This window comes from Ferruginibacter sp. SUN106, from assembly GCF_050611765.1.
GTDB lineage: Bacteria > Bacteroidota > Bacteroidia > Chitinophagales > Chitinophagaceae > Ferruginibacter.
In genome coordinates this window covers 656798-683654 of sequence record NZ_JBODJC010000004.1, presented here as the reverse complement: position 1 = coordinate 683654, position 26857 = coordinate 656798, and the positions used below count along the sequence as shown (strand labels likewise).

The window sequence follows — 26857 nt, the reverse complement described above, 5'->3', positions numbered from 1 at the left end:
TGCCGCTCCTGAAAATACCAGGATTAAGTGTGGCAAACCGGCGAAATATCCTGCAATGTACCAACAAATTGCTACATTCGAAAAAAAGCATCCTCATTGCAGCTTCAAAATCATTCTGAAAAACGCATTATTACCAAAACGATCTGGATACTTTCTTTGGTGAGCATGTTCACCGATGTAGCCAGTGAAATGCTTTACCCTGTAATGCCCTTGTTCTTAAAACAAATTGGTTTTACTGTAATATTCATTGGCGTTTTGGAAGGTATTGCCGAAGCCGTTGCCGGATTAAGCAAACCTTATTTTGGAAAACTCAGTGATACCAAAGGCAAACGTCTTCCCTTTGTACAATTAGGTTACGGATTAAGTGCTATAAGTAAACCATTAATGGCCATATTTGTTTACCCGCTATGGATCTTTTTTGCAAGAACGCTCGACCGCCTGGGCAAAGGCATCAGAACCGGCGCAAGAGATGCTTTATTGAGCGATGAAGCCACTAAAGAAACGAAAGCCACCGTTTTTGGTTTTCACCGCAGCATGGATACCTTGGGCGCTGTATTCGGCCCTGCCATTACATTGGGCTATTTATATTTTCATCCCCATGATTATAAAACACTTTTTGTAATTGCATTCGGCCCCGGCGTATTGGCTATTGTTTGCACTTTACTTATAAAAGAAAAACCTAAACTCCTTCCTGACGAAGCGGAAAAACTAAACCCTAAACTCATCCTGAGCGAAGTCGAAGGACTAAACACTAAACAACCAGGCATTTTCAGTTTTATCAGCTATTGGAAAAACAGTTCTCCCCAATACAAAAAACTGGTTACCGGTTTATTGCTTTTTGCCCTATTCAACAGCAGCGATGTTTTCTTATTATTAAAAATGAAAGAAAGCGGGTTGAATGATACTGCTGTTATTGGCGTATACATTTTTTACAATTTTATTTATGCTTTGCTGGCTTATCCTGCAGGCATTATTGCCGACAAATTAGGATTGAAAAAAGTATTTCTTTTTGGATTATTTATTTTTGCAATAGTATACGCAGGCTTTGCTTTCAACAACAATATCATCATTTTTGTTATACTGTTTGCGTTATATGGTTTGTATGCCGCCGCAACAGAAGGTATTTCAAAAGCATGGATCAGTAATATAGTGGATAAGAATGAAACGGCCACTGCTATTGGTACCTATACCGGCTTTCAAAGTATTGCCGCATTATTGGCAAGCAGTATATGCGGATTATTATGGTATAATTTTGGAGGATTAGCCACATTTTTAATTACTGCATCAATAACATTGGTAGTTATAATTTATTTATCGGGTTATAAGGGGTCAGACGGTTCTAAACCGTCAGACCCCTCATCACCCATATAGAAAGTTTCCCTAACTTTATTAAAAAAACAACCATGCATTCCTACGATACTTTAACAGACGCATTAAAAGATTTAAAAGCCCGTGGCTATGAAATAGATTTTAATATTGCATTCGATAAGATCGTCTGTTCTAAAAATGAAACCGTATTAAATCCTCACGAATTTGAAATTGTGGAAGTCTATCGTTTTGAAGGCGATACCAATCCCGATGACGAGGATGTGGTGTATGCCGTTGAATCAAAAGATGGCACAGTAAAAGGCAGCATCACCAGTGCCTTTGGTACATATGCCGAAAGTATTTCCACCGATATGATCCGTAAATTATCCATGCACAAATAATTTATCATTTATAATTCTTAAAAGATTGCACATGCCAGCAAATTTCAACAGAAGAAATTTCATCAAAGCCTCTGCCCTTACAGGAGCAGCACTTACACTCAACAATTCCATAAAAGCATTCAGTAATGTAAAAAAAGACAAAGTCCGCATGGGTATCATTGGTACCGGCTTTCGTTCGCACGAGCATATGGGTAATTTTTTACAAAGAGAAGATGTGGAGATCACTGCCATTGCCGATCCGCAGCAACGTAGTATTGACGAAGCATTAAAAGTGTTTAAACAATACAACCGTCCCGAACCGGCGATATATAAAAACGGCGACACCGATTATAAAAATTTATTGAAACGTGATGATGTAGATGCGGTGATGATCTGCAGCCCATGGCAATGGCACAGCATACAAGCTATTGATGCTATGAATGCAGGAAAGATTGCCGGTGTGGAAGTTTGTGGTGCCATTAAATTACAGGAGTGCTGGGATGTAGTAAACACTTCGGAAAAAACAAAAGTGCCTTTGATGATGATGGAAAATGTTTGTTACCGCCGTGATGTAATGGCAGTATTAAACATGGTGCGGCAGGGCATGTTTGGAGAATTATTACACGGGCAAGGTGGTTACGAACATGACCTTCGTGGCGTATTATTTAATGATGGTGTAACCGCTTATGACAGTGGTGTGGAGTTTGGTAAAAATGCCTACAGCGAAGCACAATGGAGAACAGAACATAACAGAACACGTAATGGAGAATTATATCCTACACACGGGCTTGGCCCCATTGCGGTAATGATGGATATTAATAAAGGCAACCGTTTAACTAAACTATCTTCTATTGCATCTAAAGCAAGAGGTTTGCATAAATATATTGTAGAGCATCCGAAAGGCGGGCCGGATCATCCCAATGCCAAAGTAAATTTTAAATGTGGTGATATTGTAAATACACAATTGCAATGTGCCAATGGCGAAACTATTTTATTAACGCATGATGTTTCTTCTCCACGCCCTTACAATTTAGGTTTTCGTGTGCAGGGCACCGAAGGTTTGTGGCAGGATTATGGAAGTGGTGGCAAGAACCAGGGTTTTATCTATTTTCAAAAACAAATGAACCACAGTCATAAATGGGATGGTACTGAAAAATGGTTAGCTGATAATGATCACCCGTTATGGAAAAAATATGGCGCCCAGGCTGAAGGTGCCGGCCATGGTGGTATGGACTTTTTTGTTGACCATGCTTTTATTGAATGTATTAAACGCGGCGCTGATTTCCCTTTGGATGTGTATGATTATGCCACCTGGTACAGTATAACGCCGCTCAGCGAAAAATCAATACTGGAAGGCGGCACTTTACAAAACATACCCGATTTTACGAAAGGAAAATGGAAAACAAGAAAACAGATCTTTGCATTGAATGACGAATATTAATTCACCTCACTTTTAAGGAATATATTATACTGATGATCAACAGAAGAAAATTTTTACACCTTTCCGCATTAACCGCACCCCTGCTTGCCGCAAAAAAATCGCTGGCTAACGGTTTGGAGAGTACGACAAAACCTATTGTGGTTTCTACCTGGGATAGCGGCATGGCAGTAAATGCCGAAGCCTGGAAAATATTATCTGCCAATGGCCGTGCATTAGATGCTGTGGAAGCCGGTGCCAGGCAGATTGAAGACCTGATCAACTGTTGTGTTGGCTTAGGTGGTTACCCCGACAGGGATGGTATTGTAACTTTAGACAGTTGCATTATGGATGAACACGCCAACTGCGGTGCTGTTGCAGGTATCGAAAGAATAAAGCATCCTGTTTCTGTTGCCCGTAAAGTAATGGAAAACACACCACATGTAATTTTAGTAGGTGCTGGCGCCCAGCAATTTGCAGTTGAAAACGGGTTTCCTTTGGAAAGCGGTGAACTTTCGGAAGATGCTAAAAAAGCTTACGCCGACTGGTTAAAACATAGTGAATACAAACCTGTCATCAATATCGAAAGAAAACAAGGCAACGGCCCTTTTGCGCCCAATTTTTTTGATGATGGTACGCCTAATCATGATACGATGGGATTGGTAGCGATGGATGCCAACAGCAATTTAAGCGGGGCAGTTACCACCAGTGGCATGGCTTTTAAATTGCATGGCCGTGTGGGAGACTCTCCTATTATCGGCGCAGGCCTATTTGTAGACAATGAAGTGGGCGCTGCTACCAGCAGCGGTACCGGCGAAGAAGTGATACGTATTTGCGGAACACATTTAGTAGTAGAATTTATGCGCCAGGGATTATCTCCCGAAATGGCTTGCAAAAAAGCGGTGGAAAGAATTGTAAAAAGAGATCCGGCCAAAGCAAAGACTTTACAGGTAGGATTTTTAGCATTGAATAAAAAAGGGCAATACGGTGCTTATGCTATTCAAAAAGGATTTGTGTTCAGTGTAAAAAGTGGCAATGAAAACCAAATCCATCAATCAAAATTTCTCATTTAAAAATACTCCATGTTCATATAAGTAAGTGCTGCATTTTATTGAAACTTGAATATTGAACATTGAGCATTGAATATTTCTTCATGAATTTTAACCTGGAAATAATTGCCTTTACCATAGAAAGCTGCAGCATAGCACAGGCTTCTGGCGCCACACGTATAGAATTATGCGATAACCCCGGCGATGGCGGCACCACCCCTTCTTATGGTTTTATTAAAGCGGCAAGAGCTGCATTAAATATAGAATTGTATTGCATGATCCGCCCACGTGGCGGTGATTTTTTTTATAGTGATGCCGAATTTGAGATCATGAAATCTGATGTGCAAATGTGTAAACAGCTTGGTTGCGATGGTGTGGTGATAGGCATGTTAAACAAAGATGGTTCGGTGGATAAGGAAAGAAGTAAACAATTAGTAACACTGGCCTATCCCACGGGTGTTACTTTTCAAAGGGCTTTCGACAGGGTAAATGATCCTTTTAAAGCATTGGAAGATGTAATAGAAACCGGCTGCGAAAGAATTTTAACCAGCGGACTGGTACCCAACTGCCTTGATGGAGCACCATTAATTGCCCGGCTGGTGCAACAAGCCAATGGAAGAATCGTTATTATGCCGGGCAGCGGTCTGCGGTCTTCCAATGTCATTGAAGTAGCAGCCATCACCGGCGCAACTGAGTTTCATACTTCTGCCAGAATTTTTGAAGCCACCACCATGGATTTTGTGGTAGCAGGGATGGAAGAAGATCTTACCACTGTAATAGTGGATGGCAAAGAAGTACAAGCTATTGCAGCCCTGCTGAAAAGTTACCAGCAGGGGTAAAAAGCAGCTTTTTAAAGCTGATAGTGTAACATTTTCATTAAAAATATGCCTCATTAATAAACTTTAGGGTTACTTTAAGCATCTTATCCGTATTACTTTAAGAGATGCTTAGTAATTTCAGTCTCAATGCAAATTCAAAAGATCGCCATACCGGTTAAAGTTGTAGTACTCCTTTTCATTGTGTTTTTTACAATGAGGAATAATACTTTAATTGCACAAACAGTTTCTAATGATACGCTTGTGGTGGGAGCTGTTATTTACAATGGCGATACTATCGAAGCAAAAACCTTATACGACGTTTCGGTAGTAGGCTTTTTAAAAGGCGACCAGGCAAATAAAAACGCCCAATGGACCAGGTTGAGAAATGCAGTATATGTTACTTACCCCTATGCTAAACGAGCCGGCGCTGTGTTAAACGACATCAATCTGAAACTCACTAATATTACCGATAAATCTGCCCGTAAAGAATATATCAAATCCAGGGAAAAAGAATTAAAAAAAGAATTCACCGATCCGCTTACCAATTTATCGGTGTACCAGGGCAAAGTGCTGATGAAGCTGATCAACCGGGAAACCGGCAACAACTGTTACGAGATCATCAAAGATTATAAAGGTGGGTTTACTGCACGTTTTTATCAAACTGTTGCCTTTTTCTTTGATAGTAATTTAAAGCAGCCTTATGATGCTACAGGCGAAGATGCTACTATTGAAAAGATTGTGCTGGAAGTAAGGCGGATGTATGGCTATGGGTCGTGAGTGGTGAAACGTCAATCGTCAATGGTGAATCGTGAAGTAGCCCTTTTCAATTCCAATTAGCCTTATTAAGCTATTATGTTGTATGCCATTATCACAGTCTTATCAAACTTAAAAGTTTAAAGGGAAATGAAATTTTTATATGTCATTTTACTGGTCTTACTTACTACCATTATCCCGAGAAGTGGATTTTGCCAATTTTTTTATGCAAAAATCCAGTCTGATACAGCCAAAGCATCTCAAGTTTGTACTATTTACATTTCAGGTTATAAAGACAATAATGTTTTTTCTACTTCACTATCAGTACCCTTTAATAGTTTTTACCCATTCAAATGTGAATCTACAAAATCACTTTACCTGACAATTGATTGCATCCCGGTTGGCTTTGTGATCAAACAGACTTTTAATTGTGGCGATAGCGTTATTATAAACATGGATAACCGTAAAGTGAAATATTTAAATCGATAACCGGCATAGAAGCTTTATGCTATCGGGCCTTGGCCAAAATCATAAAGTTCCATATGTAACTCTTAATTCACAGTTGCCGTTCCACCATTGACGATTCACGCCTCACCCCTCACGAATTTTACTCACTTTACCTCTTTTACTGTTAATAACTGCACAATTTGGCTTTACTACAACAGATTACCTTATTCTACTACGGGAAACCTGCTTAAAATAACGTACCTTGCAGCCAGAAATTTTGATCCAAGAATGAAGTTAGACTTACTGGCCTTTGGTGTTCATCCCGATGACGTAGAACTGAGTTGTGCAGGTGTATTACTGGTTGAAAAACTGAATGGTAAAAAGACAGGCATAATCGACTTGACGCAAGGCGAATTAGGTACCAGGGGTACCGCAGAAACAAGAAGGCTGGAAGCAGCAGCAGCAGCAACGATCTTAGGGGTGGATGTAAGAGAAAATTTAACGATGGCTGATGGTTTTTTTGAAAACAATGAAGCTCACCAACGTAAAATAATTACCACATTACGTACTTATCAGCCGGAGATTATATTGTGTAATGCTCCTTCAGACAGGCACCCCGATCATGGACGATCAGCAAGATTGGTTGCAGAAGCCGCTTTTCTTTCGGGCCTTAAAAAAATTGAAACTACAAAAGACGGGATAGCACAGGAAGCATGGCGTCCGAAATATGTGTTCAACTATATCCAGGATAAATTTTTGCAACCTGATTTTGTAATTGACATTACGGCTGTATTTGAACAAAAGGTAGAGGCTATAAAAGCCTACGGAACACAGTTTCATAATACGGAAAGTAACGAACCGCAGACTTATATCTCCACACCCGATTTTTTAGATAGTGTGGTATACAGGCATAAATGGTTTGGCAAGATGATCGGCGTAAAATATGCCGAGGGTTTTATTTCAGAAAAAATGATCGGCTTCAATAATTTTGATGCCCTTGTAAAAAACAATACTTAAATACAATATTATATGGCAACCCCTAAATTCTTAAACGTAGCCGGATCTACCTTTCACCAGGAATTAAAGAGAAGAGTGAATGAGTATTTTACAAAAGCACAAAAGCCCGCTACCGGAAATTTCAGTTTATATTTTAAAGCCATACTTTTCTGGGCTTCTTATGTTTTTCTTTATATTCATGTGGTATTTTTCACACCGCCAACATGGGTTGCCATACTGGAGTGTTTTTTAATGGGAGGATTAACAGCAGCCATTGGATTTAATGTAATGCACGATGGTGGCCACGGCAGTTTCAGCAACAGTAAATTCTGGAATAAGATCGCAGCATTTTCAGTGAACGCATTGGGAGCAAGTGCTATCATGTGGAATAATAAACACAACATTATTCACCACACTTACACCAATATTGACGGTGTGGATGATGATATTGAAATTAAACCGATGCTGAGAATGTGCGAAACGCAAAAAAAATATAAGATCCACCGCTACCAGCATATTTATGTTTGGTTCCTGTATACTTTATTGTTGATCATCTGGGTTTTTGCAACCGACTATACCAAATATTTTAAAAAGAAGGTGGGTACTGTGCCTATTAAGAAAATGAGCACATTCGAGCATTTTGCATTCTGGATAGCAAAAGCCGGATATGCTTTTATGATGATTGCATTACCCATTTATCGTTTGGGCTTTTTGCAATGGTTATTAGGCTTCCTCATCATCGCTATGTTTGCCGGGTTGATCTTAAGCGTAGTATTTCAATTAGCGCATACTGTTGAAGAAACTGCTTTCCCCATTCCCGATGCAGATATTAATAAAATTGAAAACGAATGGGCTATACACCAGATACAGACCACTGCAAATTTTGCTACTAAAAACAAGTTGATCTGCTGGTTGGTGGGTGGTTTAAATTTCCAGATTGAACATCATTTGTTTCCTAAGATTTCTCACGTACACTATCCTGAGATCAGCAAAATTATTAAGCAAACCTGCCAGGAGTACGGTGTAAAATATATTGAGTTCCGTAAAATGAGGCATGCATTGGTTTCTCATACGCAACATTTAAAAAGAATGGGGAGAGCGTAAACAATAGCTTCGTATTAAGCAAGACCTTTTTATTATTCCCACAGTGCGATGATAAAAAGGTTTTTTTATACCGTATACTTTTCATTTTAAAAAACTAAATTATGGCAAAAAAAACCTGGCATGATAAGCATGTAGAAGCGCTCACTGTAGGGGAAAAAATTTCTGATGCCGTAGCCAATGGTATGGGGTCGTGGAAATTCATTATCTGGCAAAGTATTTTTGTAGTATGCTGGATGACGCTGAATGTGATAGGCTTTGTAAAACACTGGGATGTGTACCCTTTTATTTTACTCAATCTTATCTTTTCTACACAGGCTGCTTATGCGGCTCCCATAATTATGATGGCGCAAAACAGGCAATCAAAAAGAGACCGTGTTCAGGCAGAGGATGACTATAAAACTAACCTGGATGCAAAAGAAGAGATCGAATGTTTGCAACGTCAATTAAATAAAATTGAATCTGACAAACTGGATAAAATTATTGAGCTGCTGCAGGAAATGAAAGCCAAACAGTAATAACACACAATCAATTATAAATCTTGTTTCCTTAAATTTGCTATTCAAATAAAAAAGATGAGTGAAGAAAAGAGTTTAAATTTTATTGAAGAAATAATTGAAGCCGATCTTGAAAGCGGTAAATACAAAACTATACTTACCCGTTTTCCACCGGAGCCTAATGGCTATTTACATATCGGCCATGCAAAATCTATTTGCCTGAATTTTGGCTTGGGTTTAAAATATGGAGGAAAAACCAACCTGCGTTTTGATGATACCAATCCCGTTACCGAAGACACTGAATATGTAGAAAGTATTAAAGATGATATCCGTTGGCTTGGGTTTAACTGGGCTAATGAATTTTACGCTTCTGATTATTTTGATCAGCTGTATGCATTTGCGATAGAGCTGATCAAAAAAGACCTGGCTTATGTAGATGACATTTCTGCAGAAGAAATGGCCATTTTAAAAGGCTCGCCAACTGAGCCTGGTAAAAACAGTCCTTTCAGGAGCAGGAGTATTGAGGAGAACCTGGCTTTATTTACTGCCATGAAAGAAGGCAAATATAAAGATGGTGAAAAAGTATTGCGTGCAAAGATTGACATGGGGCATGTGAATATGCTGATGAGAGACCCTATCATTTACCGCATTAAACATGCACATCACCACCGCACAGGCGACAAATGGTGCATTTACCCGATGTACGATTTTGCACACGGCCAAAGCGACAGCATCGAAAACATCACTCATAGCATTTGTACATTAGAGTTTATACCACACCGTGAGTTATACGATTGGTGTATTGAAAAATTAAACATCTTCCCATCTCATCAATACGAGTTTGCAAGGTTAAACATGACCTACACCGTAATGAGTAAAAGAAAATTATTACAACTGGTTAATGAAGGTTATGTAAGTGGCTGGGACGACCCCCGTATGCCTACACTTAGCGGCTTTAGAAGAAAAGGATACACACCGGAAAGTATCCGCAATTTTTGTGATAAGATAGGTGTAGCTAAAAGAGAAAATTTAATTGATATCAGTTTACTGGAATTTTGTTTACGTGAAGAATTGAATAAAACTTCCCTGAGAGTAATGGCCGTTTTAGATCCTGTAAAACTCATCATCACCAATTATGAAGATGGTAAAACGGAAGAGCTGATCAGTGAAAACGGACCAGAAGAAAGTATGGGCAGCCGTACCGTTCCTTTCAGCAAAGAGTTGTGGGTAGAAAGGGAAGATTTTATGGAAGTACCCGCTAAGAAATGGTTTCGTTTAGCTCCCGGCGCATTGGTAAGATTAAAGAGCGCCTACATTGTAAAATGCGAGGGCTTTACAAAAGATGAAGCAGGAAACGTAACTGAAATTCAATGCACATACATACCTGAAAGTAAAAGTGGTGGTGACAGCAGTGGCATCAGCGTTAAAGGCACCATACATTGGGTAAGTGCAGCACAAGCTATCAATGCCGAAATAAGATTATACGATCGCCTGTTTAAGGCAGAAAACCCTGCTGCAGAAGAAGGAGATTTTAAAGATAATATCAATCCTGATTCTTTACAGGTGATCAACAACGCTTATATAGAACCTTCCCTGGCAACTGCTACACCAGACAGCCGTTACCAATTTTTACGTAAAGGATATTTTTGTTTAGACAAAGATTCCACCAAAGAAAAACTGGTATTCAACAGAACGGTTACTTTAAAAGATGCCTGGGGTAAAGAAGTAAAACGAAATTGATTTTTTGTTGCTCAACATGATCAGACGGGGGCGTCAGATCATGTTGCACTTTTCTCAACGTTACTTTCCGAAATTTTCATATTAGGAAATACGCTGGCAATTAACATTACTATTGTTGCAAACAACATGATAAATATCCCTGCTTTCTTCTCGGGGCAATAAGCATTATAGCAGGAAGTAAAAAGTATATAGGTTTTGATGCCATAGGCCAGGGTAAAAGCGCTTAAAAAAAGATTGGTTCTTTTGGCCCACACTTTGGGCAGTATCATAAAGGCTAAAATTATAGCTGCAAATAAAACCAGGGCATAACCGGGTTTACCATACTGCCCTTTAAAAGAAAAAAAGCCGGTAAAAGTTCTTTCAGCTTCATTGGTAATCTGCGGATCGGCATAATAGCCCCAGGGTAAAAAGCAGGAAATGATGAGTATCACACAGGCAGCCATGCCAAACCAGGATAATATTTTTGCATTCATATATTGCTGAATTAAAAATCGCCCCGTAAATACCGGGGCGATTGGTGAGGTCCCTAGCGGATTCGAACCGCTGTAGAAGCTTTTGCAGAGCTTTGCCTAGCCACTCGGCCAAAGGACCTTTTAATTGTTTTTATATACTTAAAAGCTTTTTAGAGCTTTGCCTATCCGCCGCGGCGGACAAAGGACCTTTTTTAGTGTTGCAAAAATAGGGTATTTTTAGGCAAAATTATTCTCCCTTGTAAATCTGTTTTTAAAAAAATATTATGAGCACTATACCAGCATCCGAACTTATTATTAACAGCCGTGGTGCCATCTACCACCTGGACTGCCGGCCCGAAGAAATTGCCCCTACCATTATTACTGTTGGCGACCCCGACAGGGTGAGTGAAGTAAGCAAACATTTTGATTCGGTAGAAGTAAAAAACCAGCATCGTGAATTTGTAACCCATACCGGTTATCTTAATAAAAAAAGATTAACTGTTGTAAGCACAGGTATTGGCACCGATAATATTGATATTGTATTGAATGAACTGGATGCCCTGGTAAATATTGATTTTGCTACCAGAACTATTAAAGAAAACTTAACGCAACTGAATATAATAAGAGTAGGTACTTCAGGATCTTTACAAATGAATATTCCGGTAGACAGTTTTGTGGTGAGTACACATGGCCTGGGTATTGATAACCTGTTGAATTTTTACAGGCTGGATAATAATGAAGAAGAAAAACAATTAGTGCAATCTTTTGTAACACAAACGCAGTTGCATAATAATTTTGCTCACCCCTGCATTGCCAGTGCCAGTGCATCGCTGATAAAACATTTTGTAGATGGTTTTCATCATGGCATTACAGTTACCTGTCCCGGGTTTTATGGCCCACAGGGAAGAGTATTGCGTTTAGGTTTAGCTAACCCTGCGTTGATCGATAACCTAACGGCTTTTAATTTCGGTCAACACCGAATCACCAACTTTGAAATGGAAACATCAGCTATTTACGGATTGGGTAATACATTAGGCCATCATTGTCTTTCTATCAGTGCAATTGTGGCCAACCGCATTTCAAAAGAATTCAGTAAAGATGGTGCAGCAACGGTAGAAAATTTAATTCAAAAATCTCTGGCTATCATATCAAGTAATTTATAGTATCATGAAATGAGCCGTAGAAAGAAGCTACAATCCGATGAAATGCTATCAGGCGAATGCTAAGTGGCTAAAACCAATAAATATAACACATGAAAATAGAATTTTATAAATACCAGGGAACAGGAAATGATTTTGTTATTCTCGATAACAGGGATAATAAATACGATGGCCTTTCAGTAAAACAAATTAAACATCTTTGCGATCGCCGCTTTGGCATTGGCGCCGATGGTTTAATGTTGCTTACAAAAAAAGAAGGCTACGATTTTGAAATGGTATATTTTAATGCTGATGGCAACGAAAGCAGCATGTGTGGTAATGGGGGCAGGTGTTTAGTGAAGTTTGCTTACCATATGGGCATACATAAAAACACCTATCATTTTATAGCTACAGATGGAGAACATTTTGCAGATATTGCAATTGACAATGGCCAGACAGTAAGATTAAAAATGAAAGATGTTACCGAGGTAGATGAACATTCTACCTACGCTGTTTTAAATACCGGCTCACCACATTTTGTAAAGTTTGCCAATAACGTAAAGGATATTGACGTAGTTGAAACAGGCCGTGAAATACGCTACAGCAAAGAGTTTAAAGAACAAGGCATTAATGTGAATTTTGTAGAGTCTGTTGATGAAGATGGCATTTTTGTGCGCACGTACGAACGTGGTGTGGAGGACGAGACCATGAGTTGCGGCACCGGCGTTACAGCAGCTGCATTAATGAGTGCCCACAACGAAAAAGGTTTTAACCGTGTGGAAGTACAAACACCCGGCGGGCATTTAAGTGTGGAGTTTGAAAAAACAGATGAAGAGCACTTTGAAAATATCTGGCTTTGCGGGCCAGCTGAATTTGTTTTTAAGGGAGAAACAGAAGTATAAATGTATTTTTTTATTGCATTGCATACACCGCATCATCTGAATATCATTTCATAAAGAACAGCAGCTTAATATATGATCCAGTATTTTAAAATCATCGAACACCAGACCATCGAAACGGATAAGCCCGAAATTGGTTCATGGGTAAATGTGCTGCCACCGCTAAAGCAGGAAGAATTTACAGAACTCAGCGAAAGCCTAGATATCCCTATTGACTTTTTAAAAGATTCTTTAGATATTGATGAACGCAGCCGTTATGAAATTGACGACAATGTAAAACTGATCGTTATTAAAACGCCTACTGAAAATAATTCTTTCAACGAAAGTGATGCCTTTTATATTACCATCCCAATCTGTATTATTTTAACGCATAACCAGATAGTAACTGTAAATTCATTTGAGAATGAAGCGATAAAAAAATTCCTGAATAGCTTTCAAAACCGTCATCCTGATAAAAGAAATATGATGGTGCTGAAAATATTTGAAAAGATTACCACCAACTTCCAGGAATACCTTAAAGAAATTAACCAGCGCCGAAATGTGTTGGAACAAAAATTATACGATGCCAACCGTAACCAGGAATTACTGCAACTGATGCGTATTCAAAAAAGCTTGGTGTATTTTATTACCGCTTTACGCAGCAACGAATTGCTGATGATGAAACTGGCCCGTACCAATGTATTGCAACTGACCGATGATGAAAAAGATTTTTTAGATGACCTGGTAGTAGAAACATCACAGGCATTGGAAACAGCAAACACTTATACCACGATTTTAAGCTCTTCACTGGATGCCTTTGCAAGCATTATCAGCAATAATCAGAACGAAGTGCTAAAGCGGCTTACCACGCTTACTATATTTTTAAGTGTGCCGGTTTTAATTGCAAGCATTTACGGTATGAATGTGCCTATCCCCTACAAAGACACTCATTATGCATTTTGGGTGCCCGTAATTTTATCTGTTGTTATTCTTGGTTTTGTAATGTGGAATTATTTAAAGCGTTTTAAAAAATAATTATGTTTTCTATCAGGGTATATGGCATTTTAATTAACGACCGCAGACAGGTTTTGGTAAGTGATGAATTGATCCGTGGCATGTATATCACTAAATTACCAGGCGGTGGATTAGAGTTTGGGGAAGGCACAAGAGATTGCCTGAAAAGAGAATTTATGGAAGAGATGCAATTGAATGTTGCTATCGGCGATCATATTTACACTACAGATTTTTACCAGATGAGCGCCTTTGATAATAAAAAGCAGATCATCTCTATTTATTATTTTGCAAAAGCATTAGAAGATATAAAAGCGCCACTGAGAGATTCGCCATTTGATTTTGATGAACAACAAATGAGAGTATATAAAGAAACCGGTGAAACGGAAACCTTCCGCTTTGTAGATTGGGAAAAATTTTCTGAGGCATCGATGACTTTGCCGATCGACAAAATTGTAGCCACATTAATAAAAAATAATTTTTAAAAGCTGCCACAGATTACACAAATTACTTTCTTTTCTTTCTGTGCAATTTGCGTAATCTGTGGCTACCTAAAAACAAACTTGTGTGCTTTTTAAATTCTAACAAACGGAAAAGTATTTTATGAATTACGATACATTTTTTGATACGCCCATTATTTTAGAAGATGCACTAGTAAGGCTTGAGCCATTAGAAGAAAAGCATTATGACTTGTTGCTTCCTGTGGCCATGCATAAAATGTTGTGGGAGTTTACAGGCGCAAAAGTAAATTCGGAAGCGGATTATAAAAGGTATTTTGATACCGCTTTGCTGGAGAAGAAAAATAAAAAAGCTTATCCCTTTGCTTATTTTAACAAACAAACAGGGCAATACGTTGGCTGCACCCGTTATGGCAATATCGATTTTCCTAACAAAAGAATAGAGATCGGCTGGACCTGGCTTGATCCCAGTCTCCATGGCAAAGGCTTCAACAAGCATTGTAAATTTCTACTCCTCTCCTATGGTTTTGAACAATTGCAACTCAACCGTATTGAATTAAAGACCAGCCACCTTAATTTAAGATCGCAAAAAGCAATGCGTAAGATTGGGGCAGTACAGGAAGGCACTTTACGCCGCCACAGCATTAACGAAGATGGATTGGTAAGAGATACCATGTACTTTAGTTTTATTGCAGAAGAATGGCCGGAAATAAAGGAAACTATTTTTAAAGACCTCGGGTAGATATGCCACGGAGATGCTCAGAGGTAACACTGAGTTACACAAAGGCTTTGTGTTCCTCCGTGAAAATCTCTGCGAATCTTTGTGTAATAAAAACTCCGTTCTCAATAATATTTTTTAATTTACTTACTAAACTTTCATTATGAGAAATATACATTTTGCCTTCATCTCCATTATACTATTATTTTCCTGCCATGCTAACGAAAAAGAAAATGTGGCAACAGCTGCCGCAGTAAATGATAGTCTGTTTAACGAAGTACAAACCGGCGGCATAAAAATTATCCCGATAGAAACACCCAAAGGGAAATTTAATATCTGGACAAAAAGTGTAGGCAACAATCCTAAGATAAAACTATTGTTATTAAATGGCGGTCCCGGTGCCACACATGAATATTTCGAATGCTTTGAAAGTTTTTTTCCGCAACAAGACATTGAATTTATTTATTACGATCAATTGGGTTGCGGCTTATCTGATAATCCAAAAGATACCAGCATGTGGGATCTTGCAAGATTTGTTGAAGAAGTAGAACAGGTACGCAAGGCATTGCATCTTACAAAAGATAATTTTTATTTACTCGGCCATAGCTGGGGCGGTATATTAGCCATGCAGTATGCATTAAAATACCAGGATAATTTAAAAGGCCTTATCATCAGCAATATGATGAGCAGCTGCCCCGACTATGGTAAATATGCGCAGGAAGTTTTAGCCCCGCAGTTTGATCAGAAAATTTTAGATACCATCAGGCAGATAGAAAAGAAAGGAGATTTTGAAAATCCTAAATACATGGAATTGCTGATGCCGAATTTTTATGCCAAACATATTTGCCGCATACCCATTGATCAATGGCCTGAACCGGTGAACCGTTCTTTTGCAAAAATGAACCACTCCTTATATGTTACCATGCAGGGTCCAAGCGAATTTGGCATTGGTGGTAATTTAATTAACTGGGATGTAAAAAAACAATTGCCGCAAATAAAAGTACCTACACTTACTATTGGTGGAAAATTTGATACCATGGATCCGGAACATATGAAATGGATGAGTACCCAGGTGCAGCACGGCAGGTTTTTATTGTGCCCCAACGGCAGCCACATGGATATGTATGATGACCAGAAAAATTATTTTCCCGGCCTTATCAGTTTTATTAAAGATGTGAATGAAGGAAAATTGTAAACACTGCAACCATGCAAACTGTTTTTATTACCGGCGGCACAGGTTATATCGGTACCAGGTTAATTAAAGCCCTGCAACAGGAAGGTAATTTTCATATTAAAGCATTGGTAAGAAAAGGATCAGAAACTAAATTACCACCCGGCTGCGAAATAGTTTTTGGCAATGCACTAGATGCAACGAGTTATCAAAATAATATTGCACCGGCAACAATATTGGTACATCTTATTGGAGTAGCGCACCCCTCTCCTGCTAAAAAAGAGCAATTTAAAAAGATTGACCTGGTATCTGTACAGCAAGCTGCAAAAGCAGCAACTGTTGCAGGCATTCAACATTTTGTTTACTTAAGCGTATCCATGTATCCAACCAGAATAATGAAAGACTTCCAGGAAGTACGTGCCGAAGGAGAAACATTACTATTGCAACAAAATTTTATTTCATCATTCATAAGGCCATGGTATGTTTTAGGCCCGGGCCATTGGTGGCCATTGTTATTAAAACCTGTTTTCTTTATTTTAAAATTCATTCCTTCAAAAAAACAAGCTGCGATTCATTTAGATACTGTTACTATAAAACAAATAATAAATGCAATGGTGGATTGTATAAAAAAGCCTGCTACATCAAAGACCATATTTGATGTTCCAAAAATAAAAAGTTATTAATAAAAAGGCTCCAGAAAAACGGAGCCATTAATAATTTAAAAATCTATCAGCCTATAAGCCGGATTCTGTATCCCGATCACTCGGAATGGTTATCATTTATCTGGCTGCAACATTACTGTTACAATCTTGCTGCCTACCCTTCAACGTAGTTACTTGCGTAACATCGGACGAGCCGCCCTCAACGCTGATATACGTGGCATTACAGCACACAAGGTTTACCCGATTAATGCATTACTGCAAAAATCCGTGAGCTCTTACCTCACGTTTTCACCCTGGCCTCAACAAGTTGAGGTGGTAATTTTCTGTGGCACTTTCTTCCGCTATGGCTGGTGTTGCCACCCTCCACAACAAGACCGGCCATTAACCGGTGTGTTGCCCTTTGCTGTCCGGACTTTCCTTGGCGCCTTTAAGCACCACGATAACCCGGCTGATAGAACGCAAAGATAGATTTTATTTTTTTGGGATTAGTTGGAGATAAACAGGCATAACAATTTTAATTATATTGCAATAATGCGATGAACTCTTGAATAAATTTATATCGATAACCGGTTTGTCTTTATGCAAGAAGTTCCATAAATACAAATGTCAGGTGCAAGCCTTTTAACAACTGATTACTTAAGAAATCTCAATGACTTTTTCACAAATAAGCGAAGCGGAATTTATTGGAAAGATTAACCATATAAATTGGAGCCAATTCAATGAACCAGAATATTACAGGCCCGATAATGTTGTTTTAAGTCTAACGAATCTCGTCAATCTGAGAAATGAGGATGAAAAATGGAATATTTATAACGACGTTTTATTTGCGGTTGGTAATAACCATGCAGGAACTTATTATCCGGTAATTACGGAAGTGCTGCCATTGGTTACAAGACTTTTAATATCAAGTCCACATGAACTTGTTAGAAATTGCATACTTGAAATATTAAGCGAGTGGTATTACAGCTTCGAGCCCGACCCAGGAACATTTGCAATCAAAACTGCAAATGAATTGGAATATTTTGTCAGAACACATATCAAACAATTAATTACAGAAACTAACTGGAACGACAGTGAAAGAAATATGAAGCTGATTTCAGATTTTTGCAATTCTTTCAATGAAGAAACCTTTACCTAACATGCCTTTCCTTAGCGACTTCAAACGCCACGATAACTCGGCTGATAGAATCCAAAGATAGATTTTATTTTTTTGGGGTGTCGGAGAGAGATAAACAGTCATGACAATTTTAGTTATATTGCAGTATTACAATTGGGTCTTGGATAAATTTATATTGATAATCAGTTTAGGTTTATGTAAGAAGTTGCGCCAATACAATTGTTTTACGCCATAAATTCGACCTCTTGTTCTAACAATAACATGACAAGACATATTTTTATAACAGTATTTCTTACCACTTTTTTCTCAAGCGGGTTTGGACAAAATCTAAATAATAAAGTTTACCAAAAATTTGTAATTGCTGACTCCGTAATTATTGTAAGTCATTTGACAACGAATATTCCAATCGTTGACGACAAGACAAATGAAAGAATTGGCTCCTATCAACTAGTTGAAAAAACAAGGTGAACTATAAAATCGTAAAAGAGCATTATCAGCTTGACAAAAAAGAAATTGATTCAATTGCTGCAATAATAATCACTCCTAATAATGATAGCATTATCCGGGACATTAGTTGTTTTATGCCTCATCATGGAATACTAATATTCAAAAATGGCAAATGCTCTTACTTTGACATTTGCTTCGGCTGTCGGCACTTTATTACATCAAAGGACATAAAACTTTCAGATGAACTAGATGACAAAACATGGAATGCTCTTGAAAGTTTTTTTAGAAATAGAAAGCTTAATTACGAATTGACAGAGAATGATTTGGAAACAAAAGATAATAATTGACTTTTACGGCGTACAAAACGAACTGTACAAAAAACAATAAGTTTTCGCTTAAAATAAACCAATCAATTCTCAATTAAAAAAGATAGCTCGTCTCCAAGTCATCTTTCAAAACTATCATTGAATGTTCACGTCAAGTCAGATCAAGAAAATCAAGATTTATCCTTTATACAATGCGCTATCAAAATCCTGAACAAGTTTTTCTTCTTTGCGATTAACCGCTTTACTGCCTTTATTTTTTTACATGTTCTACATTAGGTCATTTGCACCCTACTTTAAAAACCAGTATTTCTACGGGTAAAAATGCATCATTGGTTTTATATTTTGTCAGTGTAAAATTTTAAAAATTACACGCCTTAAATTAAACTACCAATGAAAAATAAAATTATAGTGCTGGGTATTGCAGCAATAATTGTATTTGCCAACCTGCTCTTTACTAATTCCGGATGTTCTTCACCAACAACAACTATGGATGCAACCGCCAACGGTATCAGTAATAAATTTGCTGTATTGCCTATGGACATTGTAGCCCAATCACAAAAAGTTGCGGATACATTTTCATGGCAAAGTTTTATTGCCATGAACTGGCCTGCCAATATTACTACCTGCGGGCCCGATACCAGCAATGGCAGCACCATTCTTACCGGCAAAGGCCCGGTGGTTTGGGAAACCTATCTTTCTTCCGACCAGGTTTTTGTTGCATCACCGGATGCGCCAAGCCCATGGTGTTCTAATAATAATGCTGTTACCAGTCTTACACATCTTCCGCAAAAAGTACAGGACCTGGCACGCAAAACAGGAGTGTATCGCTTTGTACATCGCATCTCAAAATCGCCGCATGCGCTTGACCAGGCTGTTGGTGGCCCATTGGTAGATCAGAACGGAAGATTTGCCCGCTACGAAGTGCGTATGAATTATGATGAATACAATTTTATTACTAAAAACAATTTATGGAATATAGCGGGGCAGAATAAATATGCTGCAGATAGCACTACCATCACTATGCCTGCCGGCCCTTCTGCATACGGAGCCAATGGTGCCATGGAATTTAAAGCAGCATGGAAAGTATTGGGTAAAGGCGATGACACGAATAAGTTTTATAAGATAAAAGCCATTGTGTATAATGATGATTCTGGCGACCCCAGCCCCGGCGAAAACCCGGTTACGCTTGGATTGGTAGGCTTACACATAGCACACAAAACTGCATTACAACGCAACTGGGTATGGTCTACTTTTGAACAGGTTGATAATTTAACCAAATCTTTTTACAATGCTAACTGTGATACCTGTACGCCGAATTTACCCATACCGGGCAGCAATTATAAAGAGTTAAATCCTGATGGCAGCCCCATCAACAAACCTACACAGGTAAAAAGAGTAAATGCGGTGGAAGATCCTTTTGCAGATAGTATCAATCTCTATTTTCAATCTTTATTAAAGGGATCAGTTTGGGCTAATTATAAATTAGTAAGCACTCAATGGTTATTTGCCGAAACAATGACGCCGTCATTCCTGGCCAATTCTGTTCAGGAAACTTATGTGCAGGGGCCTCACCCGGCTTCTTATGGTGGTTTCCATTTAAATATCGATCAGCCTTATTATACTGATTCATTGTACCAGCCTTTTGCAAAAGGTATTAGCTCCAGTTGCATGGGTTGTCATTATGTAGCTACATTCCCGGCTGCGCCTGCAAGAACCGACTTTAGTTTTATTTATGGTGAAGCGCATTAACTGAACAGGATGAAATTATTTTTTGGGGTTAGATAGATCAGCAATTAAAAAAAGGTAGCCGTGTAAACAGGCTACCTTTTAAACTATCACAGGATGTATTCGTTAAGCCAGATCAAAACGATCCAGGTTCATTACTTTAGTCCATGCGGCAACAAAATCATGTACAAATTTTTCTTTGGCATCTTCGCAGGCATATACTTCAGCAAGGGCACGCAACTCTGAGTTAGAACCGAAGATCAGATCAACTCTTGTTGCAGTCCATTTTACTGCGCCTGTTTTACGATCGCTGCCTTCAAACACATCTTTAGAGGCTGCTTTCCAGGTGGTGCCGAAATCAATCAGGTTCACAAAAAAGTCGTTGGTCAATGCACCTGCTTGTGTAGTGAATACACCATGTTGAGATTGGCCATAATTAGTGTTCAGCACACGCATACCACCAACCAGCACGGTTAACTCAGGTGCGGTTAAGGTTAACAGTTGTGCCTTATCAATCAGCAATTCTTCTGCAGAAGCAGTATGTTTAGCATTTAAATAATTTCGGAAACCATCAGCAACAGGTTCCAGTACGGCGAATGATTCCACATCCGTTTGTTCCTGTGTGGCATCTGTTCTTCCTGCAGTGAAAGGAACAGTTATTGTATAGCCTGCATTTTTTGCAGCCTGCTCAACACCTGCACCGCCAGCTAAAACAATCAGATCGGCCAATGAGACTTTTGTAGTGGCAGAAGCAGCATTGAATTCTTTTTGGATACTCTCTAAAGCCGCCAACACTTTACTCAGCTGAGCAGGATTATTTACTTCCCAGTATTTCTGCGGCGCCAGGCGAATGCGTGCCCCATTAGCACCACCACGTTTATCAGAACCACGGAAGGTGGAAGCTGATGCCCATGCAGTAGCTACTAATTCAGATACAGATAATCCGCTTGCCAGTATTTTACCTTTTAATGCTGCAACATCGGTATCGTTAATCAATGGGTGTGTAACAGCCGGAACAGGATCCTGCCAGATCAGTTCTTCTGCAGGTACTTCTTTACCCAGGTAGCGTGTACGTGGGCCCATATCACGATGCGTTAATTTAAACCATGCACGGGCAAAGGCATCCGCAAACTGATCAGGATTTTCGAAGAAGCGTCTTGAAATTTTTTCATACGCCGGGTCTGTTCTTAATGCCAGATCTGTGGTAAGCATAAATGGCGCATGACGTTTTGATGCATCGTGTGCATCGGGTACTAAGCCGGCACCTGCGTTATCTTTAGGTTTCCATTGCTGTGCACCTGCAGGGCTCTTCGTCAATTCCCATTCGTAGCCAAATAAGTTTTCAAAAAAGTTATTGCTCCATTTTGTCGGAGTGGTTGTCCAGGCTCCTTCCAAACCACTGGTGATGGTATCGCCGCCGCTGCCACTGCAATAGGTATTTTTCCAGCCCAGGCCTTGCTCTTCAATAGTTGCACCGGCAGGTTCTGCGGCAACATATTTTCCCGGATCAGCAGCACCATGGGTTTTCCCAAAGGAGTGCCCACCTGCTATCAACGCAACCGTTTCTTCATCATTCATAGCCATGCGGCCAAAAGTTTCACGGATATCACGTGCAGCAGCAAGCGGGTCAGGCTTACCGTTAGGACCTTCAGGATTTACATAAATTAAACCCATTTGTACCGCAGCCAACGGATTTTCCAGGTCACGGTCACCGCTGTAACGCTTGTCTCCTCCTAGCCATTCTTTTTCCGAACCCCAGTACACATCTTCTGCCGGTTCCCACACATCTGCACGGCCACCTCCAAAACCAAAAGTTTTAAAGCCCATTGATTCAAGAGCGCAATTGCCGGCAAGTATCATCAGATCTGCCCATGAAATTTTTCTGCCGTATTTCTTTTTAATGGGCCATAATAGTAAACGGGCCTTATCAAGATTTGCGTTATCAGGCCAGCTGTTCAAAGGTGCAAAACGCTGCATACCGGCACCACCTCCACCACGGCCATCCTGTATGCGGTAGGTACCTGCGCTATGCCATGCCATGCGGATAAAGAAAGGGCCATAATGACCATAGTCTGCAGGCCACCAATCCTGTGAGGTGGTCATCAGTTCATAAATTTCTTTCTTCAATGCATCCAGGTCAACTGTTTTAAATTCAGTTGCATAGTCGAACGATGCTCCCATCGGATCTGATAAGGAAGAGTTTTGACGAAGGATGTTCAACTTTAATTGATTAGGCCACCAGTCACGGTTTCTGGTACCACTGCCGGCGGTTTGTTTTAACGAGCCGCCGCTGAACGGGCACTTTGCCATGCTTTCTTTGTTTACGTCTAATGCTGGCGTGTCGGGGGATGTGTTATGTTCCATTCTTATAGATTTATGATGTTTATAGCTCAAACTTACAATATTCTTTACATAAGACTTATCTATAAATTTTATATAGTTATAGACAGAATTGATAATAATGGCTTTAACCTTTTATTAGAAAAAATGCATGGTTTATTTGCAGATTGTTTTTTATCTTACATATCTCTGCAAATGAAAACATACTACACCATCATAATCCTGCTTTTATTTCTTCCCAAATTAAGCCATGCCCAACTTACAATTAAGGATTTCAGGCTTTGCGTTGAAAATATCGGCTGCTCTGATTCCATATTAAAAATAAGCAAACAACAATTATTTAAAGCAGGTAAGGTAACGGCAAACTTTCCCTGGTTAACTATTAAATCAGTAATATTATATTTTGGATCGGAAGGGATTAGTGACGTCACTATGCTATCTATAAAAGGCGACTCAATAAATAACCAGGCAAGGGAATATTTTAAAAGAACCGGCCCCGGTACCATTATCACCGTTGACATTGAAGGCTATAATAAAAAAAATCAGCGGGTACCGTGGGCAAACCTTTCCATACGAATCACACAATAACTTTATTAAATATCAAGGCAATTAATCAGATCATTGCTCTTTATCATACTGGCAGTTTATATTGGAGTTACTGTTCATGCCCAGGACTCTGCAGTTGCAGCACCCGGTAATTCCTGTCAACCTTATTTCGATAATAATAAAAGCCCTGTTCACTATACCTACAGTGTTGCAGAACAAACACACGACTATTCCGGCAGAATGGAAAATGAAAGGTGTAAGCAGTACTTACTTATTGCTGTATTGTAAAAACGGAACAGTAACTATTCAAAATTTTATTGAGTAGCATAGTTACTGTGATATAACCCTGAATTCTTTTTTTATTTATTTTTATACAAATGTCCAGATTTTTAAAAGCCCTGTGTTATTTGTTTATTGCAACTGTCAGCGGTTGCAGCAATCATGCAAACTTAAATGATAAAAGTGCACCTGCTGATACTATTGCCAAAAGCAGCGCTGCAATAAAACCTGATTATTCAAAATACTATACTACAAAAGATAGTTTACTTATTGTAACTGAAAATGATGACAGCTTACAATACAGCAAGGAAGAATTCAACCAGTTGATAGATCAGCATCCTGAATTACTCCACATCGATCATATGGATTATGTTACAGATCCAGACCTGATGTATTATTCCACCAGCAATAAAGAAGGATTCAGCAGTGAAGCAGGGAAAGATACTTATTACATGCTGTATGCTTATTTTCTTAAACAACAACAGGGCATTGAAAAATATGCGGCACGCCGAAAAAAACTGATCGACATCTATACCAATATCAATGCGCTTTATCAACACATCCAGGATGGCGGCACATACTTCGGGCACCAGCAATACAGGATACTGGCTTATGCAGAATTCTCCCTGCATACATTTATTGCCCACGAAAGCAGCCAATCTAAAACCTATGATATTGCCAAAGAAAAAAAACTCTATATCAGCTTACTGCGCCAAATAATAAATGACGAAACCTCCTTAAATTACGACAGTAAGGGTAAAAATTTCGCAGAAGAAACCAGGGAGCTAAATTATATTGTTGATAATTTAGACCAGTTAATTACCGACATTTTTTATTTAAAAAGAGCACAGGCTTTTCAGTATGATAAGTACGAATACTACTAATTCTAAATGCAGTCTATGAATTTGAAAGCAACCATTGCATCGCTGCTTATTTTTTGTATAGGCAATTGTTTTGCCCAAACAACAAAAGTGCTACAGCTGAAAAATAAAATCAATTTTACTGAACGGAATACGCTGTTGCCTGATACGGGTTTTATATTGGAGCAGGAAGTGTGGTACGATCTACCTAATTCGATTGATGAAGAATACGGTCTTGTTCTCACCATAAACATTAAAGACACACTGCGGGCAAAGCAATTAAAACCAATCGATGTAAATAAAGATTCCAACGTTATACAATGTAACTGGAGCCAGCGCTCTGCCTGGAACTGGAAAAAAGATGGTATAAAAATAAAAGGTACTATCAGGATCATCTCCTTCACAAAAACAACGGTTACTGCTGAGCTTAAATTAACAGTAACAGATTACAGGTTCAACCACAGAATTATTTACTTATATAGTGGCACAAGAACTTTCGCTAAAGAAAAAAGATAGCACTTACAAAGCTCCTGTTGCTTTACTTTAAATGAATTGTATACCTTAGCAGCAATGATTGTATACTTTTCCTTAAACTGATCTCATGAAAAAATACAGCTTCCTGCTTTTTTCTGCTTTACTAATCCATCAAATCATTACAGCTCAACCAGCTGTTATAGCAGCTATCAATAATTATTCTCAACAAAATAAAGGAGCTATCATCAATGAGTTCACCGATTTTTTAACCATACCGAATGTAGCTGCTGATACAGCAGGCCAGCATAAAACTGCCGCTTTTATTATGGCGATGATGGCCAAAAGAGGCATTGAAAAAGTACAATTCTTAAATGCCAATACAGCAAATGTGCCACCAGCTATATTTGGCGAAGTGATGGTGCCCGGCGCTACGCAAACACTGATCTTTTATGCACATTATGATGGACAGCCCGTTAATGCTGCACAGTGGGATAAATCGCTTTCTCCTTTTATCCCAAAACTATTTACCGGTGCAATAGATAAAAGCGGCAGTAATATTTCTTTTCCTGCAGATGGTAATTATAATAACGACTGGAGAATATATGCCAGAAGCGCTTCGGACGATAAAGCCGGTGTAGCGGCCATTTTAAATGCTTATGATGCGATTAAAAAAAGCGGGTTAACACCCAACTGCAATATTAAATTTTTCTTTGAAGGCGAAGAAGAAGCCGGCTCAGTTCATTTAAATGAGATCTTAGAAAAATACCAATCCTTATTGCAATCTGACCTATGGATCATTTGTGACGGGCCAATACATCAATCAGGGAAAAAACAAATTGTATTTGGGGTACGTGGTGATACCCATCTCGATCTTACAGTGTACGCATCCAAACGGCCGTTGCACAGCGGGCATTACGGCAACTGGGCACCTAACCCTGCTATGATGCTGGTGAAGTTATTATCTTCTATGAAAAATGACGATGGCAGGGTTACCGTCAAAGGTTTTTATGATGATGTAATACCATTAAGTGCAATAGAAAAAAAGCGTTAAGTGAAGTACCTTCTGTAGATGCACAAATGAAAAATGAATTAGGTATCATCAATACCGAAATGAAAGGCACCAGTTTAAATGAAGCGATCAACCTGCCTTCTCTAAATATCAATGGCATTCAAAGCGGCAATGTAGGCAAACAATCATCTAACCAGATACCTACGTTTGCAACAGCCGTTATCGATCTCCGACTGGTATTGGGTAACGATTGGAAAAGGCAGCAACAGAAAGTGATTGAACATATTAAAACCCAGGGGTACTATGTAACCGATCATGAACCTACTGATGAAGAAAGAAAAAAATATCCCAAACTCATTAAAGTTGTTCCCGGTGCAGATGGATATAATGCACAGCGTACTGCAATGGATCTGCCCATTATTAAAAAAGTAATTAGTGCCGTAAAAAGCATTTCGCAGGAGCAAATAGTTTTACAACCTACCATGGGTGGCAGCCTGCCTTTATATTTATTTGAACAATACCTGCATACCAAAACCATTACCATCCCCATTGCTAATCATGATAATAACCAGCACGCCGAAAATGAAAACATCCGCATTGGAAATTTTATAGATGGTATAACCACAATGGGTGCGCTGATGATGATTAAATAGTATTACTTCAGATTAAGGTTATTACATTAGTATGCTTTATTATACTATCGCATATATAGAGTTTATACTACAAGTCTGTGGTTAAA

28 protein-coding genes, 1 tRNA gene and 1 other RNA gene are annotated in these 26857 nt (G+C 38.9%); 26 read left to right on the top strand and 4 right to left on the bottom strand.

Features of this window, described 5'->3' with window-relative positions; translation table 11 throughout:
- The first annotated feature begins 96 nt into the window (after positions 1-96).
- From ACQ334_RS19075 to ACQ334_RS19030, 10 genes are all read left to right on the top strand, one after another.
- A complete protein-coding gene (locus tag ACQ334_RS19075) occupies positions 97-1371 on the top strand; it encodes an MFS transporter (RefSeq protein ID WP_430989854.1) in 1275 nt (424 codons plus the stop codon).
- A gap of 32 nt (positions 1372-1403) precedes the next feature.
- On the top strand, positions 1404-1709 hold the full coding sequence (locus tag ACQ334_RS19070; RefSeq protein ID WP_430989853.1) for a phosphoribosylpyrophosphate synthetase: 306 nt from the start codon (positions 1404-1406) through the stop codon (positions 1707-1709).
- A 31-nt stretch (positions 1710-1740) separates the two neighbouring features.
- Positions 1741-3129 (top strand): Gfo/Idh/MocA family oxidoreductase, encoded by a 1389-nt coding sequence (locus ACQ334_RS19065; RefSeq protein WP_430989852.1) that lies wholly within the window; start codon positions 1741-1743, stop codon positions 3127-3129.
- Positions 3130-3161: 32 nt separating this feature from the next.
- Positions 3162-4178, top strand: a complete 1017-nt coding sequence (locus ACQ334_RS19060) for a N(4)-(beta-N-acetylglucosaminyl)-L-asparaginase (protein ID WP_430989851.1) — start codon at positions 3162-3164, stop codon at positions 4176-4178.
- Positions 4179-4258: 80 nt separating this feature from the next.
- The gene (locus tag ACQ334_RS19055) at positions 4259-4993 is read left to right on the top strand and encodes a copper homeostasis protein CutC (protein WP_430989850.1); all 735 of its coding nucleotides are present in this window, start codon (positions 4259-4261) and stop codon (positions 4991-4993) included.
- A gap of 126 nt (positions 4994-5119) precedes the next feature.
- The gene (locus tag ACQ334_RS19050) at positions 5120-5749 is read left to right on the top strand and encodes a DUF4294 domain-containing protein (RefSeq protein WP_430989849.1); all 630 of its coding nucleotides are present in this window, start codon (positions 5120-5122) and stop codon (positions 5747-5749) included.
- Positions 5750-6460: 711 nt separating this feature from the next.
- Complete coding sequence (gene bshB1, locus ACQ334_RS19045; RefSeq protein ID WP_430989848.1) at positions 6461-7189, top strand: bacillithiol biosynthesis deacetylase BshB1; 729 nt, start codon at positions 6461-6463, stop codon at positions 7187-7189.
- 12 nt (positions 7190-7201) lie between these two features.
- Positions 7202-8272, top strand: a complete 1071-nt coding sequence (locus ACQ334_RS19040; protein WP_430989847.1) for a fatty acid desaturase family protein — start codon at positions 7202-7204, stop codon at positions 8270-8272.
- 101 nt (positions 8273-8373) lie between these two features.
- Entirely contained in the window at positions 8374-8787 is a 414-nt protein-coding gene (locus tag ACQ334_RS19035; protein ID WP_430989846.1) for a DUF1003 domain-containing protein, read from the top strand.
- A 57-nt stretch (positions 8788-8844) separates the two neighbouring features.
- Positions 8845-10506: a glutamine--tRNA ligase/YqeY domain fusion protein gene (locus ACQ334_RS19030; RefSeq protein WP_430989845.1), complete on the top strand. Its 1662-nt coding sequence runs from the start codon at positions 8845-8847 to the stop codon at positions 10504-10506.
- A 38-nt stretch (positions 10507-10544) separates the two neighbouring features.
- Here the strand turns inward: ACQ334_RS19030 and ACQ334_RS19025 are convergent, their stop codons facing one another.
- Positions 10545-10979, bottom strand: coding sequence for a hypothetical protein (locus ACQ334_RS19025; protein WP_430989844.1), 435 nt, complete (start codon positions 10977-10979; stop codon positions 10545-10547).
- Between the two features lie 47 nt (positions 10980-11026).
- A tRNA-Cys gene (locus ACQ334_RS19020) sits at positions 11027-11097 on the bottom strand.
- Between the two features lie 145 nt (positions 11098-11242).
- Here ACQ334_RS19020 and ACQ334_RS19015 point away from each other — a divergent pair.
- From ACQ334_RS19015 to ACQ334_RS18985, 7 genes are all read left to right on the top strand, one after another.
- On the top strand, positions 11243-12121 hold the full coding sequence (locus ACQ334_RS19015) for a nucleoside phosphorylase (RefSeq protein ID WP_430989843.1): 879 nt from the start codon (positions 11243-11245) through the stop codon (positions 12119-12121).
- 89 nt (positions 12122-12210) lie between these two features.
- On the top strand, positions 12211-12999 hold the full coding sequence (gene dapF / locus ACQ334_RS19010) for a diaminopimelate epimerase (RefSeq protein ID WP_430989842.1): 789 nt from the start codon (positions 12211-12213) through the stop codon (positions 12997-12999).
- Positions 13000-13071: 72 nt separating this feature from the next.
- On the top strand, positions 13072-14010 hold the full coding sequence (locus tag ACQ334_RS19005; RefSeq protein WP_430989841.1) for a magnesium transporter CorA family protein: 939 nt from the start codon (positions 13072-13074) through the stop codon (positions 14008-14010).
- A 2-nt stretch (positions 14011-14012) separates the two neighbouring features.
- A complete protein-coding gene (locus ACQ334_RS19000; RefSeq protein ID WP_430989840.1) occupies positions 14013-14471 on the top strand; it encodes an NUDIX domain-containing protein in 459 nt (152 codons plus the stop codon).
- A gap of 118 nt (positions 14472-14589) precedes the next feature.
- Positions 14590-15186: a GNAT family N-acetyltransferase gene (locus ACQ334_RS18995; RefSeq protein ID WP_430989839.1), complete on the top strand. Its 597-nt coding sequence runs from the start codon at positions 14590-14592 to the stop codon at positions 15184-15186.
- Between the two features lie 139 nt (positions 15187-15325).
- Positions 15326-16357 carry a proline iminopeptidase-family hydrolase gene (locus ACQ334_RS18990; RefSeq protein ID WP_430989838.1) on the top strand — a complete coding sequence of 344 codons (1032 nt, stop codon included), beginning with the start codon at positions 15326-15328 and terminating at the stop codon, positions 16355-16357.
- An 11-nt stretch (positions 16358-16368) separates the two neighbouring features.
- The gene (locus ACQ334_RS18985) at positions 16369-17016 is read left to right on the top strand and encodes an SDR family oxidoreductase (RefSeq protein WP_430989837.1); all 648 of its coding nucleotides are present in this window, start codon (positions 16369-16371) and stop codon (positions 17014-17016) included.
- 38 nt (positions 17017-17054) lie between these two features.
- Here the strand turns inward: ACQ334_RS18985 and rnpB are convergent.
- Positions 17055-17451: RNase P RNA component class A (gene rnpB, locus ACQ334_RS18980), an RNA gene on the bottom strand.
- 193 nt (positions 17452-17644) lie between these two features.
- Between rnpB and ACQ334_RS18975 the strand changes: the two genes are divergently transcribed.
- From ACQ334_RS18975 to ACQ334_RS18965, 3 genes are all read left to right on the top strand, one after another.
- The gene (locus tag ACQ334_RS18975) at positions 17645-18133 is read left to right on the top strand and encodes a hypothetical protein (RefSeq protein WP_430989836.1); all 489 of its coding nucleotides are present in this window, start codon (positions 17645-17647) and stop codon (positions 18131-18133) included.
- A gap of 443 nt (positions 18134-18576) precedes the next feature.
- Positions 18577-18906, top strand: coding sequence for a hypothetical protein (locus ACQ334_RS18970; protein WP_430989835.1), 330 nt, complete (start codon positions 18577-18579; stop codon positions 18904-18906).
- A 369-nt stretch (positions 18907-19275) separates the two neighbouring features.
- Positions 19276-20634, top strand: a complete 1359-nt coding sequence (locus ACQ334_RS18965; protein WP_430989834.1) for a hypothetical protein — start codon at positions 19276-19278, stop codon at positions 20632-20634.
- A 102-nt stretch (positions 20635-20736) separates the two neighbouring features.
- Here ACQ334_RS18965 and katG read toward each other — a convergent pair whose 3' ends face one another.
- Complete coding sequence (katG, locus tag ACQ334_RS18960) at positions 20737-22974, bottom strand: catalase/peroxidase HPI (RefSeq protein ID WP_430989833.1); 2238 nt, start codon at positions 22972-22974, stop codon at positions 20737-20739.
- Between the two features lie 171 nt (positions 22975-23145).
- Here katG and ACQ334_RS18955 point away from each other — a divergent pair, with 171 nt between their 5' ends.
- The 6 genes from ACQ334_RS18955 (at position 23146) to ACQ334_RS18930 (ending at position 26771) form a co-directional block, all read left to right on the top strand.
- Entirely contained in the window at positions 23146-23538 is a 393-nt protein-coding gene (locus ACQ334_RS18955) for a hypothetical protein (protein WP_430989832.1), read from the top strand.
- A gap of 76 nt (positions 23539-23614) precedes the next feature.
- Positions 23615-23821, top strand: coding sequence for a hypothetical protein (locus tag ACQ334_RS18950; RefSeq protein WP_430989831.1), 207 nt, complete (start codon positions 23615-23617; stop codon positions 23819-23821).
- Between the two features lie 52 nt (positions 23822-23873).
- Positions 23874-24659 (top strand): hypothetical protein, encoded by a 786-nt coding sequence (locus ACQ334_RS18945; protein WP_430989830.1) that lies wholly within the window; start codon positions 23874-23876, stop codon positions 24657-24659.
- 15 nt (positions 24660-24674) lie between these two features.
- Positions 24675-25151 (top strand): hypothetical protein, encoded by a 477-nt coding sequence (locus ACQ334_RS18940; protein WP_430989829.1) that lies wholly within the window; start codon positions 24675-24677, stop codon positions 25149-25151.
- 85 nt (positions 25152-25236) lie between these two features.
- Positions 25237-26160 (top strand): M20/M25/M40 family metallo-hydrolase, encoded by a 924-nt coding sequence (locus tag ACQ334_RS18935; RefSeq protein WP_430989828.1) that lies wholly within the window; start codon positions 25237-25239, stop codon positions 26158-26160.
- A gap of 26 nt (positions 26161-26186) precedes the next feature.
- Positions 26187-26771, top strand: coding sequence for a peptidase dimerization domain-containing protein (locus tag ACQ334_RS18930; protein ID WP_430989827.1), 585 nt, complete (start codon positions 26187-26189; stop codon positions 26769-26771).
- Positions 26772-26857: the final 86 nt, after the last annotated feature.